The organism is Curvibacter sp. CHRR-16, assembly GCF_018474005.1.
Classification (GTDB): domain Bacteria; phylum Pseudomonadota; class Gammaproteobacteria; order Burkholderiales; family Burkholderiaceae_C; genus Allorhodoferax.
In genome coordinates this window covers 487,783-501,160 of record NZ_JAHCSH010000001.1, presented here as the reverse complement: position 1 = coordinate 501,160, position 13,378 = coordinate 487,783, and the positions used below count along the sequence as shown (strand labels likewise).

At 60.9% G+C, this 13,378-nt stretch carries 12 protein-coding genes; 10 read left to right on the top strand and 2 right to left on the bottom strand.

Annotation, left to right across the window (positions count from 1 at the left end; all coding sequences use genetic code 11):
- The first annotated feature begins 1 nt into the window (after position 1).
- From gspL to KIK84_RS02290, 8 genes are read left to right on the top strand one after another with little or no spacing between them, the layout of a single operon-like run.
- Entirely contained in the window at positions 2 to 1,291 is a 1,290-nt protein-coding gene (gspL, locus tag KIK84_RS02325) for a type II secretion system protein GspL (RefSeq protein WP_214121356.1), read from the top strand.
- Positions 1,288 to 1,812: a type II secretion system protein M gene (locus KIK84_RS02320; RefSeq protein ID WP_214121355.1), complete on the top strand. Its 525-nt coding sequence runs from the start codon at positions 1,288 to 1,290 to the stop codon at positions 1,810 to 1,812. Before gspL ends, KIK84_RS02320 begins: the two co-directional genes overlap by 4 nt.
- A gap of 3 nt (positions 1,813 to 1,815) precedes the next feature.
- Positions 1,816 to 2,655, top strand: coding sequence for a type II secretion system protein N (gene gspN, locus KIK84_RS02315; protein ID WP_214121354.1), 840 nt, complete (start codon positions 1,816 to 1,818; stop codon positions 2,653 to 2,655).
- A gap of 6 nt (positions 2,656 to 2,661) precedes the next feature.
- Positions 2,662 to 5,046, top strand: coding sequence for a type II secretion system secretin GspD (gene gspD / locus KIK84_RS02310; protein WP_250207684.1), 2,385 nt, complete (start codon positions 2,662 to 2,664; stop codon positions 5,044 to 5,046).
- A 5-nt stretch (positions 5,047 to 5,051) separates the two neighbouring features.
- The gene (locus tag KIK84_RS02305) at positions 5,052 to 6,437 is read left to right on the top strand and encodes a GspE/PulE family protein (RefSeq protein WP_214121353.1); all 1,386 of its coding nucleotides are present in this window, start codon (positions 5,052 to 5,054) and stop codon (positions 6,435 to 6,437) included.
- Positions 6,438 to 6,471: 34 nt separating this feature from the next.
- Complete coding sequence (gene gspF / locus KIK84_RS02300) at positions 6,472 to 7,686, top strand: type II secretion system inner membrane protein GspF (protein ID WP_214121352.1); 1,215 nt, start codon at positions 6,472 to 6,474, stop codon at positions 7,684 to 7,686.
- Between the two features lie 6 nt (positions 7,687 to 7,692).
- Positions 7,693 to 8,586 (top strand): 5'-nucleotidase, encoded by an 894-nt coding sequence (locus KIK84_RS02295; protein WP_214121351.1) that lies wholly within the window; start codon positions 7,693 to 7,695, stop codon positions 8,584 to 8,586.
- Between the two features lie 21 nt (positions 8,587 to 8,607).
- Positions 8,608 to 10,431: an ABC transporter ATP-binding protein/permease gene (locus KIK84_RS02290; RefSeq protein WP_214121350.1), complete on the top strand. Its 1,824-nt coding sequence runs from the start codon at positions 8,608 to 8,610 to the stop codon at positions 10,429 to 10,431.
- 33 nt (positions 10,432 to 10,464) lie between these two features.
- On the opposite strand, the gene queC is transcribed toward KIK84_RS02290, so the two are convergent.
- Complete coding sequence (gene queC / locus KIK84_RS02285) at positions 10,465 to 11,166, bottom strand: 7-cyano-7-deazaguanine synthase QueC (protein ID WP_214121349.1); 702 nt, start codon at positions 11,164 to 11,166, stop codon at positions 10,465 to 10,467.
- 41 nt (positions 11,167 to 11,207) lie between these two features.
- A complete protein-coding gene (locus KIK84_RS02280; RefSeq protein ID WP_214121348.1) occupies positions 11,208 to 11,651 on the bottom strand; it encodes a hypothetical protein in 444 nt (147 codons plus the stop codon).
- Between the two features lie 136 nt (positions 11,652 to 11,787).
- Here KIK84_RS02280 and KIK84_RS02275 point away from each other — a divergent pair, with 136 nt between their 5' ends.
- Both KIK84_RS02275 and KIK84_RS02270 read left to right on the top strand, forming a co-directional pair.
- Positions 11,788 to 12,462: a phosphohydrolase gene (locus KIK84_RS02275; protein ID WP_250207683.1), complete on the top strand. Its 675-nt coding sequence runs from the start codon at positions 11,788 to 11,790 to the stop codon at positions 12,460 to 12,462.
- Positions 12,463 to 12,485: 23 nt separating this feature from the next.
- Entirely contained in the window at positions 12,486 to 13,313 is an 828-nt protein-coding gene (locus tag KIK84_RS02270; protein WP_214121347.1) for an ion transporter, read from the top strand.
- The last annotated feature ends 65 nt before the right edge of the window (positions 13,314 to 13,378 follow it).

Below are 13,378 nucleotides of genomic sequence, written 5' to 3'. Positions count from 1 at the left end.
CGTGCATCCAACCCAGGTACTCATACTCCCCCCCGCGCCTGCACCCACCGCTGCAGAAGCCAACAGCCCCATGCCTTGGAGCTGGATAGCGCTGCACCACCAAAGCGTGGTGTCACAGCAGCAAGGCGAACAACTCGCGCCAGCCCCCAAACTGCACACCCGCTGCACTGTGATGGTTCCTGCACCAGCGCTGTCCTGGCACTTGGTCAGCTTGCCGCCTAAAACACTGCTCAAAGGTGCGCCGTGGCTCAAAGGCCCCCAACCCCGCTTGCGCAACGTACTGGAAGGCTTGCTGGAAGACCATTTGCTAGAAGACCCTGCACAACTGCACTTTGCCCTCCAGCCCGACGCGCAAGATGGGCACCCGGTGTGGATAGCCGCCTGCCACAAAGAATGGTTGAGCGACACATTGGCACACATCCGCGCAGCGGGCTACACGGTGGATGCGGTAGTGCCAGAAATAGCGCCCGCAGCGACTGACGCCGCCAGCAAAGCATGGCTGTGTGGCACAGCGCAAGCGCCCTATTGGTTGTGGAGCGACACCAGCGGTGTGCACCAACGCCCTTGGCAAGCCCACCAATCTGCCCCGTGGACACGGGGGCTGCAAAGCCCCATCGCCAGTATCCAAGCCGAAGCCGCCGTTGCAGAGCAAGCAGCCACCTGCCTGGGCAACGCACCCGATGTGCAAAGCCATGCCCAGCGTTTGCAGGAACAAAGCCAAACCGATTGGACTTTGGCACAGCTGGACTTCGCACTAGACACCAACTGGGATCAGCGACTCCAAGCCCAGTTGCGCCTGTGGTGGCAAGCCCCCCAGTGGCGTCCGCTGCGCTGGTCACTAGTGGCCGTGCTGCTCATCCAGCTACTGGGCTTGCAGTTGTATGCATGGCGCAGCGAAAAAATCCTCGAACAACAGCGTGCAGCCATCAATCGCGTGCTGCTTGAGACCTTCCCCAAAACGGTGGTCATTGTCAATGCACCGGCACAAATGCAAAAAGCCGTGCAAGGCTTGCAGCAATCCTCTGGCCAAGCCAGCGCCAACGACTTCGAAAACCTGCTCAGTGTCTGGGGACAAGTGCTACAGCAAGTCCCCCAAGCCAAAGCCAATTACAGCCCTGTGGCGCTGCGCTTTACCAGCGGGCAGCTGGAAATCATCAACGGCAGACCGTGGGGCCCAGACACGCAAACCCAGTTGCAACAAATTCTGCGCAGCATGGGCATCAGCACCGAATTCCAAAACGCAGGCATTCGACTGCGCGCCGCCAAGACCTCTAACGCTTCAGCTCCATGAACACCACACGACTGCCTACCCTGCCTCCTGCTGTTCAGGAAGCCATCGCCAAAAGCCAAACTTGGTGGCGGCAACGCCCACCCCGTGAACGCCAATTGCTCAGCGCTGCAGCCCTCTTGTTGGTGTGTTGCATCGCTTGGTACGGTTTCTTGGCGCCCACGCTCAAGACACTGCGCACCTTCGAGACGCGCTACAACGCCCAGCAAGCCCAATGGCAAACCATGCTGTTGCTGCAAGAGCAAGCCCGCCAACTGCAGAAAAACCCTGCTATGGATAGCAACGCTAACCCGCAGCAATTTTTGCAAGCTCTGACGCAATCGGATTTGGGCGCTAGCGCCAACCTGACGCAACAAGGCTCCATGGCCGTGGTCACCCTCACAGGTACAGCCAACACCATGCTCTACACATGGCTGCGCGAGGTGCGAGAGCAAGCCCGCCTGCTACCACACGAAGTACAGATTCAGTACAGCCCCGAAGGATGGCACGGCCGCATCACTTTCGCGCTGAACGGAAACGGATAAGCCATGCGCCGCCCCTCCCCTTTACTGCAAAGCAGCGGCGATACACCGCCACACGCCCCATGGGCCTGGATGGTGGGGGGCTTGCTGTGCGGGGCCTTGTGCACCACGCTGTGGATGGCACCCGCACGCTGGTTGGCCTCTGGCGTAGCGCAAATCACGGCTGACCGCCTGCAGTTGCAAGCACCGCAAGGCTCCATCTGGCACGGCTCTGCCCAATGGGTATTGGGAGCGGGCAAAGACTCAGGCATCAGCGAAACCTTATCCCTTCCCGGTCGTATGGGGTGGGCATGGCAGTTGGGCTGGGCCGCTGGCCCCACAGTGGGGGTGACGCTGCACCCGGACTGCTGCCGACGTGCTCCCATTACGCTGCAAGTGGGCTGGAACAACGGCAAACCACGTCTGACCGTCCATGAAATTGCAGAAACAGACAGCTTGCGCATCCCCGCCAAGCTGCTCACCGCTTTGGGTGCTCCATGGAACTCTTTGCAGCTCAATGGAACGATCGCTTTCTCGGGCAGCACCTTGCAACTGCCCCTACAGCCCTCCAAGGTCCTGTGGGACGGCCGCTGGCAACTCGACATACTCAACCTCGAATCGAGTATTTCTACGCTGCGCCCTTTGGGCAGCTACCGCATCAGCAGTGACGGCAGCACCAGCAACCAAGTGCAAATCAATACCCTCAACGGTGCCTTGCTCATTGAAGGCCAAGGCCAGTTTGTATCCAACCGCCTGCGCTTTCGGGGCTATGCCGAAGCAGCTCCGGGCAATGAGGATGCACTCAACAATTTACTCAACATCATTGGTCGCCGCCAAGGCCCCCGTACCCTTCTCCAAATAGGTTGAATCCGCATGACTATTCCTACTCTGAGCCCCATTCCAGCCATGCACACCATGTTCAGAACCACCTGCACGCCACGCACATTGGCAGTGGCCATCAGCTTGGCTTTGAGCGCCTTGGCTGCCACAGCCCAAAACCAATCCACTGTGGGTGTTGTACCCATAGGTCCCAATGGGCCAAACGGCCCCGTGGGCCCAGCAGGCATGACCGCGCCGCCCCCACCCAATGTCACCATGCCCAGCTTCAAACGCGGCGAGTCCATCACCTTGAATTTTGTTGGCGCAGAAATCGATGCTGTGGCGCGGGCTATCTCCATCCTCACTGGCCGCAACGTGGTGCTAGACCCCCGCGTGCGCGGCACCATGACGCTCAACACCGAAGCCCCCGTTCCCCCCATGACGGCCTACAACCTGTTTTTGGGCCAATTGCGCTTGCAAGGCTTTGCCGTGGTGCAAACCGAAGGGCTGGACAAGGTTGTTCCAGAGGCCGATGCCAAGCTGCAAGGCGGCAACGTCACCAGCACCGACGCCAGTAACGGCAAAGGCACCAACGCCGCAGGCAACCAGATGCTCACGCAGATCATCCGCCTGCAGTACGAGAATGCCTCCAACCTGATCCCCATCCTGCGTCCGCTGATCAACCCCAACAACCCGATCAACGTCAACAGCGGCTCCAACGCGCTCATCATCACCGACTACGCCGACAACCTGCGCCGCATCAGCAAAATCATCGAATCGCTGGACACACCCAACGCCACTGATTTGGACATAGTGCCCCTGCAATACGGCAATGCCACCGAAATGCAAAGCCTGCTACAGCGCTTGGTGGACAACAGCGTCAGTGGCGGTGCGGCCAATCCAGCGGCAGGCAATGCGGCCACGGCCGACGGCGGCAAAACCACCATCTTGGCCGAAGCGCGCACCAACAGCATCATCCTGCGCGCCCCCAACCAAGCCAAACTGGCCTTGGCGCGCTCGCTCATCAAACGCCTAGACCAGCCCACCAACACCAGCAATGGCGCCATGGGCAACATCTATGTGGTTTATCTGAAAAACGCCAGCGCCGTGCAGCTAGCTGCCACCTTGCGCGCAGCCATTGCCGCCACAGCGGGAGGCGGTAGCGGTGCAGCTGCCGCCAGCGCGGGCGCTGGCAGTGGCGGTTCTGGCATGGCAAGCAATGGTCTGAGCGCCACCGCCAGCAGCGGATCGAGCACCAGCAGCGGCGCATCATCCGGCACCAGCAGCTCAGGGGGATCGAGCAGCGGAAGTGGCAACCAACCCAGCACGGGTGGGCAAATCCAGGCCGATCCCTCCACCAACTCCCTCATCATCACCGCCAGCGAACCGCAATACCGCCAGCTCAAAGCCGTGATCGACAAGCTCGACACCCGCCGAGCCCAGGTGTTTGTGGAGAGCTTGATTGCCGAAGTCAGCGATGAAAAAGCGGCTGAATTTGGTATCCAGTGGCAAGGCGGCATTGGCAACACAGGCGATGCGGCCGTGGGCATTTTGGGCACCAACTTTGGCAGTGGTGGCAGCAACATCGTGACACTGGCATCGGCCATCTCCTCCGGTTCGACCAGCACCACCGTGGGCAAAGGCCTCAACCTTGGTATCGGTCAAAAATACGGAGACACCTATGTGCTGGGCTTCTTGGGCCGCTTCTTGCAGACCAACGCTCTGGGCAACGTGCTCTCGACACCCAATTTGCTGACGCTGGACAACGAAGAGGCCAAGATCGTGGTCGGCCAAAACGTGCCCTTTGTGACTGGTCAATACACGGGCAGCTCCGGCTCTAGCAGCGCATTCCAAACCGTGGAGCGCAAAGACGTGGGCCTGACCCTCAAGGTCAAACCGCAGATCAGCGAAAACGGCAGCATCCGCATGGCCATCTACCAAGAGGTGTCGTCGGTGGACTCCACCACCCTGACCAATACCAACGGCCCCACCACCAACAAACGCACCATCGAATCGAGTGTGGTGGTGGAAGACGGTGCCATCATCGTGCTGGGTGGCTTGCTATCTGACACCTACAGCGGCAGCAAAGAAAGCGTGCCCGGCTTGGCCGACATTCCGCTACTGGGTGGCTTGTTCCGCAGCGAGAGCAAGAGTCGCAAAAAGACCAACCTGATGGTGTTCTTGCGTCCTGTTATCTTGCGCGATGCCGAAAGCAGCGAAAAACTCAGCTCAGAACGCTACGAAAGCATGCGCAGCCACCAAAAAGTCATCCAGCCCACACCCAGCACAGGCACCAACAGCGTGAGCGGTGCCCCCGCGCTGCCCAACAGGCCCACCGATGCCATGACGCTGCGTTGGACGGACATTGACAAATTGGAAGACGACAAAACCCCTGCCACCCCGGCCACACCTGCCGCCCCTGCGACCACAACCCCCTGATTGCCATGCGCTACCCCCTGCCCTACGCCTTTGCCCGCAGCCAGCAACTGCTGCTGCAGGATGACGGCACGCTCACGCTGTGGATACATGCGCAAACCGCGCCCTCTGCCATATCCGAGGTGATGCGCAAATACCGCGTCACCGAGGTGGAAACCGAAGCGCCCGACACCCTGGCCCAGCGCATCAGCGCGGCCTACGCGCAAGGCGAATCCAGCGCAGCGGCAGTGGTCAGTGAAGTGCAAGGCGAGGCCGATCTCTCGCGAATGCTGCAAGACCTGCCCGCCGTAGAAGACTTGCTGGAAACCGCCGACGATGCGCCCATCATCCGCATGCTCAACGCCTTGCTGACGCAAGCTGCACGCGATGGCGCCAGCGACATCCACATCGAGCCCTATGAGCGCAACAGCAGCGTGCGCTTTCGCGTCGATGGCTCGCTGCGCGAAGTGGTGCAAACCCCGCGCGCGCTGCATGCGGCGCTGATTTCGCGCCTGAAAATCATGGCCGATCTCGATATCTCCGAAAAACGCCTGCCCCAAGACGGCCGCATCAGCCTGCGCATGGGCACCCGCGCCGTGGACGTGCGCGTCTCCACCCTGCCCAACAACCACGGCGAGCGCGCCGTGCTGCGTTTGCTGGACAAGAGCCAAGACCAAAAAAGCCTCGAATCCGTGGGCATGCAAGGTGTGGTGCTCAAACAGTTCGTCGACCTGATTGCCCAACCCCACGGCATTTTGCTGGTCACCGGCCCCACCGGCTCGGGCAAGACCACCACGCTGTACGCAGCCCTGTCGCGCTTGGACTCCACGCAAAACAACATCCTCACCGTGGAAGACCCGATCGAATACGAGCTACCCGGCGTAGGCCAAACCCAGGTCAACGCCAAGATCGATCTGACCTTTGCCAAAGCCCTGCGCGCCATCCTGCGGCAAGACCCGGACGTGGTGATGATCGGGGAAATCCGCGACTTTGAAACCGCCCAAATCGCCATCCAAGCTTCGCTCACCGGCCACTTGGTGCTGGCCACCTTGCACACCAACGACGCCCCCAGCGCCGTCACGCGCTTGGTGGACATGGGCGTGGAGCCCTTCTTGCTCAGTTCCACCCTGCGCGGGGTGCTGGCCCAGCGCTTGGTGCGCAAGCTGTGCAGCCACTGCCACGGCAAAGGCTGCGACCACTGCGCCGACTTGGGCTACGCCGGGCGCACTGGCGTGTTCGAGCTGCTGACCGTGGACGAGCACATTGCCGACTTGGTGCACCGCAGCGCGCCCGAGGCCGAGATTCGCCAAGCGGCCATGGACAGGGGCATGCGCACCCTGCGCCAAGACGGCCAACGCCTGGTGGACTCAGGCCTGACAACGCTGGAAGAACTGCTGCGCGTGGTGCGCGACTAAAGCCCTCCCAGAATAAAGCCAGAGACACACCGCCATGCCCGCCTTTTCCTACCAAGCTGTAGACGCCGACGGCAAAACCCGCACTGGCACCCTGGAAGCCGACACCGCCCGCGCCGCCCGCAGCCAACTGCGTGCCCAGCAACTGGTGCCACTGCAGGTGGAGCCATTGGGGGCTGCCGTCAACCCACAAGCCCCCGTGAGCACGGCCCGGCGCGCTTTTCGCAGCAGCCAGCGTGCTGTATGGCTGCGCCAGCTCTCGGGCTTGGTCGCTGCGGGCCTGCCCATTGAGCGCGCCTTGGCCACGCTGGCCGAAGAAGCCGAGACCCCCGCCCAGCGCGCCGTGATCGCCACGCTGCGCGCCGAAGTCAATGGCGGCTCATCGCTGTCGCGCGCCATGGCCATGCACCCGCGCGAGTTCAGCGCGGTGTCCGTCGCCGTGGTGGGCGCGGGCGAGCACAGCGGCCAACTGGGCGCCGTGCTGCAGCGCTTGGCCGACGAGCAAGAGGAACAAGACAACCTGCGCTCCAAAATCGTGGGTGCCGCCCTCTACCCCATGATCGTCAGCGCCGTGGCCATCTGCATCGTGGTGTTTTTGCTGGCCTACGTGGTGCCACAGGTGGCCAATGTGTTTGCCAGCAGCAAACAAGCCCTGCCCCTGCTCACCCGCGTCATGCTGGGCCTGAGCAGCTTGGTGCGCGAAAACTGGTGGCTGCTCTTATCTGCTATAGGTTTGATAGCGGTCGCAGCTTATTCCATGCGCTCTAACGAGCAATTTCTTCTCAAAATTGACGAAACCCTGCTGCGCCTGCCCTTGGTTGGTAAGCTGGCCCGCCAGTACAACGCCGCCCGCTTTGCCAGCACGCTGGCCATGCTGGCAGCAGCGGGGGTGCCCATCCTCAAAGCCATCCAGGCCGCTGCTGAAACGCTGTCCAATCGTTCGCTGCGCGCCGCTGCGCTCAATGCGCTCACCCTGGTACGCGAGGGCGCGCCCTTGGCCAGCGCCTTGGCACACGAAAAATGCTTCCCCCCGCTGCTTACCATGTTCACGCGCTTGGGCGAACAAACCGGCCAGCTCAGCGACATGCTTGAGCGTGCCGCCACCCAACTGCGTGCCGAGGTACAGCGCCGCGCCATGAACTTGGCTACGCTGCTCGAACCGCTGCTCATCGTCGCCATGGGGGGCATCGTCATGCTCATCGTGCTGGCGGTTATGCTGCCCATCATCCAAATCAACCAACTGGTGAAATAAACGCCCATGGCACTTTCCTTGGACGACAAGCTGGTCGTGGCCATTTCCAGCCGTGCGCTGTTTGACTTTGAGGAAGAAAACCGCGTTTTCGAGCAGACCGATGACCGCGCCTACATGGAGCTGCAACGCCAGCGCCTGGACGTGCCCGCCAAACCCGGTGTGGCGTTTTCTTTGGTGAAAAAACTGCTGGCCTTCAACGATGCCAACTCGCAGCGCGTGGAGGTGGTCATCCTCTCGCGCAACGACCCGGTATCGGGCATGCGCGTGTTCCGCTCTGCAGCGCACTATGGCCTGAACCTGCAACGCGGCTGCTTTGTGCGCGGGCAGTCGCCATGGCGCTACCTGCAACCGCTGCGCGCCAACTTGTTCCTGAGCACCCACATGAGCGATGTGCGGGCTGCACTGGCCGCGGGTGTTCCGGCAGCCCAGGTCTACCCGCACAGCGCGCTGGCCAGCGACGCCCACCCCCACGAAGTGCGCATCGCGTTTGACGGTGACGCGGTGCTCTTTAGCGACGAGGCCGAGCGCGTGTACCAAGAAGGCGGCATCAAAGCCTTTCAGCAGCACGAAATGGAAAAGGTGCGCCAGCCCCTGCCCGACGGCCCGTTCAAACCCCTGCTCATGGCACTGCACCAGCTGCAGCAAGCGGGCAACGAGCGCATGCGCATCCACACCGCACTGGTAACAGCCCGCAGCGCTCCCTCCCACGAGCGCGCCATCCGCACCCTGATGGACTGGAACATCGAGGTCGATGAAGCCCTGTTCTTGGGTGGCTTGGATAAAGGCGAATTTCTGCGCGAGCTGGAACCAGATTTCTTTTTTGACGATCAAACCGGCCACATCGAATCGGCCGCGCGCCATGTGCCTTCGGGGCATGTGGCCAGCGGTGTGCGCAACTAAACCCTGTACAGCCAGTCCCCTATGAACGAGACCACATCTGCACCCCGCAGCCCGGGCGCCAAACTGCACGCGCTGGGCACTTTTCTGCGCCAAGCGTGGCACCTGACCAAACCCTATTTCTGGCACAGCCAAGACCGCTGGAAAGGCCGCGCCCTGCTCGTCGCCATTGTGGCGTTGAACCTCGCGCTGGTTTACATGTCGGTGCTGTTCAACGACTGGTATGGCGTGTTTTACAACGCACTGCAAGAGAAAAACGCCGAGGTGTTTTGGACCCAACTGGGGCGCTTTAGCTACCTGGCTTTCGGTGCCATCATCTTGGCGGTGTACAAGTTTTACCTGACCCAGTTGCTGGAAATGCGCTGGCGACAGTGGATGACCACCACCTACTTGCAGCGCTGGCTCACAGGTCACACCTTTTACCGGCTGGAGCTGGCCCGCTTTACCGGCCAGCAGCAAGCGGGCACCGACAACCCCGACCAGCGTATCCAAGACGACATCAATGGCTTTACCAGCCAGACCATTGGCCTGTCCATGGGCTTGCTCAACTCCTGCGTCACATTGGTCAGCTTTGTCGGCATTCTGTGGGGCTTGTCGGGCGACTTCAGCTTCCACCTAGGGGGCAGCGAATACTTTATTCCCGGCTTCATGGTCTGGATGGCCGTGCTTTACTGCGGCGTGGGCAGCGTGCTCACCCACTACATTGGCCGCCGCCAAATACCGCTCAACTTTGAGCAACAGCGCGTGGAGGCCGACTTTCGCCACCACATGGTGCGCGTGCGCGAGTACAGCGAATCCATCGCCTTGGACCAAGGCGAAACCGTGGCCCAGCGCCACTTGGGCCAACGCTTTGAGCGCGTGCTGGACAACACGCTGCGCCTGATCAAGGCGCAGAAAAACCTGGTCTGGTTCACCAGTTTCTTTGGCCAAGCGGCGGTGGTGTTTCCCTTCGTCGTAGCGGCACCACGCTTTTTCAGCGGTGCCATCCAAATGGGCACTTTGATGCAAATCGCCAGCGCCTTTGGCCGCGTGCAAGATGCTCTGAGCTGGTTTGTGGACAGTTACCAGAGCCTGGCCGCTTGGCGCGCCACGACTGACCGCTTGACCGGTTTTGAAGCATCTTTTCTGGCTGCAGAGCACGCCAGCATTGCTGAAGCAGCTATCAAAACTATAGCAAACACATCCCTAACCCGCACCGCTGGCGACACCCTGCAAGCGCAGCCACTGCAGGTGCACCTGCCCGATGGCAGCCTGCTGCTGGCAGTGGATGCACTCACCACCACTGCGGGCGAGCATGTGCTGCTGCAGGGCCCCTCGGGCTCGGGCAAGTCCACGCTGTTCAGAGCACTGAGCGGCATTTGGCCCCACGCCAGTGGCCAGGTGCAATGGCCTGCCCACGCCATGGTGCTGCCGCAAAAGCCCTACTTTCCCAACGGGGCACTGCGCGATGCACTGGCCTACCCCGAACTGCCTGAACGCTACACCGATGCCCAACTGCAAACCGCCCTGCGCGAAGCAGAACTAGGCCATCTGTGCGCCTCCTTGGACACACTGGATGCGTGGAACCAAAAGCTCTCTGGCGGCGAGCAGCAACGCTTGGCTATTGCCCGCGCCCTGCTGCACAAGCCGCAGTGGTTGCTGGCCGATGAGGCCACCAGCGCGCTGGACATCCAGACCGAAGAAACGCTGTACCAGCGCCTCTTGGACATGCTGCAAGCGCAAGGCGGCACGCTCATCTCCATTGCCCACCGGCCTACGCTGGCCCGTTTTCACCGCCGCACGTGGGAGCTGCAAGCCACGAACGACTCGACCAACGCAGCCTTTGCGCTGCACAGCCGCTTGCTGTAAACGGCTAGGGGACTGGTTGGCTGGGCTGATGGCTTAGGCCTTGGCGGCCACAAACTGCTGGTAGCCCTTGGCGCGCAACTCGCACGCCGGGCACGTGCCGCAGCCGTAGCCCCACGCATGGCGGTGCTCACGGTCCCCGGCGTAGCAGGTGTGGCTGTGCTCCAAAATCACCTCCACCAGTTTGTCGCCACCCAGCTCGTGGGCCAATGCCCAAGTTTGGGCTTTGTCTATCCACATCAGCGGGGTGCTGATGCGAAAGCGCTGCTCCATACCCAGGTTCAGCGCCACTTGCAGCGCCTTCATGGTGTCGTCGCGGCAGTCGGGGTAGCCCGAAAAATCGGTCTCGCACACGCCCGTGACCAGCACCTGCAAGCCACGGCGGTAGGCCAGTGCTGCCGCCAGCGTGATAAAGAGCAGATTGCGCCCGGGCACAAAGGTGTTGGGCAAGCCATTGGCCTGCATGGCAAAAGCCGTGTCGCGCGTGAGGGATGTCTCACTGACCTGCCCCAGCACACCCAAGTCCAGCATGTGGTCTTCGCCCAGTTTGGGCGCCCAATGGGGAAATTCGTCGCGGATGGCCTGCAGCACGTGCACGCGGGCTTGCAGCTCTATGGAGTGGCGTTGGCCGTAGTCAAAGCCCACCGTTTCCACGCGGTCGTAATGCGCCAGCGCGTGGGCCAAACAAGTGGTGGAATCTTGTCCACCGGAAAAAAGTACCAGTGCGGATGTATGCATGGCCGCAATGGTAGTGGCTTACCCGCTTGGGGATGCAAGCCTCACTCGGGTTTTTCGGTTTTGCGCACTTTCTGGATGTCGTAACCCTGGGGTTGTTGACCTGCTAAGCGACCATCATCCTTCTCAGGCTGCACCTGCACCGCCGCGGCACTGGCCATCCACACGATGCGCAAGTTTTCAATGAGCAGTTCAGCGATAGGTGGATCAGGCGGGTCTTTGGGTTTATCGCCAGCGGCGCGTTTGGTCGCCCAATCTCGCTCACCGGGCTCCCCATGCGGGCCTTTCATGGCACTGTGTTCGCTCGGGTTGGGGTAGGTCACATCCTCTCGCGGGGGCTGGCTGACCTTGATTTCATAGATCACACTGGGCTCTGGCGTGGATTGATTGACAGGCGCGACAGGGACTACCCGGTTGGCGCCGTGTGCAGCGGCATCTGCACTGGTGGGGCGCAGGGTCGAGTTCCGATCCAATGGTGTAAGTGGCATGGTCTCAAGGCTTGGGGCCCCCTCCGGTTACTTTGCGGGTTGAACGTACGTCCAATAACGGCAACTGTAGGCGTAACTTAAGCATTTTTTGCGCTGGCGCACCAGCAGCCCAAAAACCTCACGGACAATTTGGTCTATGGTTACCGCTCGCACGTCCACCCCCTCGGCTTCTACCGCCTCTCCCCGCCGCCCAGACGCCCACAGCGCTTGGGTGCGCATGCCTTCTGGGCGCTACATCAATTTGTTCGATCCCACGTTTGCCGACATCGACGACGAGGACGTGGCCATTGGCCTGTCACGCACCTTTCGCTGGGGTGGCCACTCCAAGTGGTCCTTACCCATGTCGGTCGCGCAGCATAGCCTGCTGGTACTGGAAATTCGCCGCAACCAAAGCACACTGGACACAGCCACTGCACTGCGTGAACTGCTGCACGATGCGGAAGAGGGCCTGGTTGGGTTCGATCCCATTTCCCCGCTCAAGCCCGTGCTGGGCACGGACTTTTTGCAGCTCATGGAGCGCATGCAAAAAATGCTGTTTGCCAAATATGGCATTAGCTGGTGGACCAGCAGCGGCAAAAGCCAACACAAAAAAGCCGACATCTTGGCCGCCGCCAGTGAAGCCATCCACATCGCAGGCTGGAGCGTGGAGGAAGTGCGGCGCATTTTGGGTATCACCGTCACACCATTGCAAGACGATCCTTTGACAGCCCGCTACGGTGGCACGCCGTGGGAACCGTGGCCCATGGAAGTGGCCGCACAACGCTTTTTGGAAACCCTGCACCAACTGCTGGATCAACACCACCAGCGCTAGAGCCCCCTTTAGTGCTTAAGACCATGGCCCACACCACCGTTTTACACCTGCGCCGCCAACTGTTTCACATCCTGCACAAACCATCGCCCGAGAACCCGATGGCGCGCTACGTCAACTACTTGCTGGCGCTGCTGATTGTGAGCAACGCCACTCTGGTAGCAGTGGAGTCCATGCCAGGGTGGTCAGCCAGTGCACGCATGCTGTTTCGCAGCTTCGAATGGGTATCCACCAGCATCTTCGCAGTGGAATACATCGCCCGCTTGTGGACTTGCGTGGAACAAGGGCATTTTTACCGCCCTGTGTGGGGGCGCGTGCGCTATGCCTTCACGCCACTGGCAGTACTGGATCTGATCGTCATCGCGACCATTTGGGGACGCGTAGACCTGCGCTTTTTGCGGGTGGCGCGCATGATCCGCCTGCTCAAAGTACTGCACCTCGAACATTTGCACGAAGCATTGGACAAAGTGGGCACCGCCTTGGCCCGACGCCGCGAGTTGCTGATAGTCTCCCTGCTCATGATGGTGCTGTGCATATACGTATCGGCGGCACTGCTCTACCTAGTGGAGCGCCAAGCGCAACCGACTGTGTTTTCCAGCATTCCTGCCACCTTGTGGTGGGCCATGACCACCCTCACCACCATCGGTTATGGCGACATGGTGCCCATCACGGTACTGGGTAAAGTGTGTGCAGGCATGGTCTCGGTTTTTGGCATTGGTGTGTTTGCACTGCCTGTAGCCATCGTTACAGCCGCCATCGTTGAAGCAGGTGCTAGCGATCCAACAACCGTTAGCCATTCGTCGCTTTGTACCCATTGCCAACAAAAAATACATACCCCAAATGAAAAACCATAAAAGCAAACATGGCGTGAAACTTCTACTAATGTGGCAGAATCCAACCCGCTATGCCGCAAAGGCAT

Excerpts from the sequence above, each read along its gene's own strand:
- gspN (WP_214121354.1), top strand. The coding sequence starts at position 1,816 with ATGCGCCGCCCCTCCCCTTTACTGCAAAGCAGCGGCGATACACCGCCA.
- gspF (WP_214121352.1), top strand. The coding sequence starts at position 6,472 with ATGCCCGCCTTTTCCTACCAAGCTGTAGACGCCGACGGCAAAACCCGC.
- KIK84_RS02320 (WP_214121355.1), top strand. The coding sequence starts at position 1,288 with ATGAACACCACACGACTGCCTACCCTGCCTCCTGCTGTTCAGGAAGCC.
- KIK84_RS02280 (WP_214121348.1), bottom strand. The coding sequence starts at position 11,651 with ATGCCACTTACACCATTGGATCGGAACTCGACCCTGCGCCCCACCAGT.
- KIK84_RS02305 (WP_214121353.1), top strand. The coding sequence starts at position 5,052 with ATGCGCTACCCCCTGCCCTACGCCTTTGCCCGCAGCCAGCAACTGCTG.
- gspD (WP_250207684.1), top strand. The coding sequence starts at position 2,662 with ATGACTATTCCTACTCTGAGCCCCATTCCAGCCATGCACACCATGTTC.
- KIK84_RS02275 (WP_250207683.1), top strand. The coding sequence starts at position 11,788 with ATGGTTACCGCTCGCACGTCCACCCCCTCGGCTTCTACCGCCTCTCCC.
- KIK84_RS02270 (WP_214121347.1), top strand. The coding sequence starts at position 12,486 with ATGGCCCACACCACCGTTTTACACCTGCGCCGCCAACTGTTTCACATC.
- queC (WP_214121349.1), bottom strand. The coding sequence starts at position 11,166 with ATGCATACATCCGCACTGGTACTTTTTTCCGGTGGACAAGATTCCACC.
- KIK84_RS02295 (WP_214121351.1), top strand. The coding sequence starts at position 7,693 with ATGGCACTTTCCTTGGACGACAAGCTGGTCGTGGCCATTTCCAGCCGT.
- KIK84_RS02290 (WP_214121350.1), top strand. The coding sequence starts at position 8,608 with ATGAACGAGACCACATCTGCACCCCGCAGCCCGGGCGCCAAACTGCAC.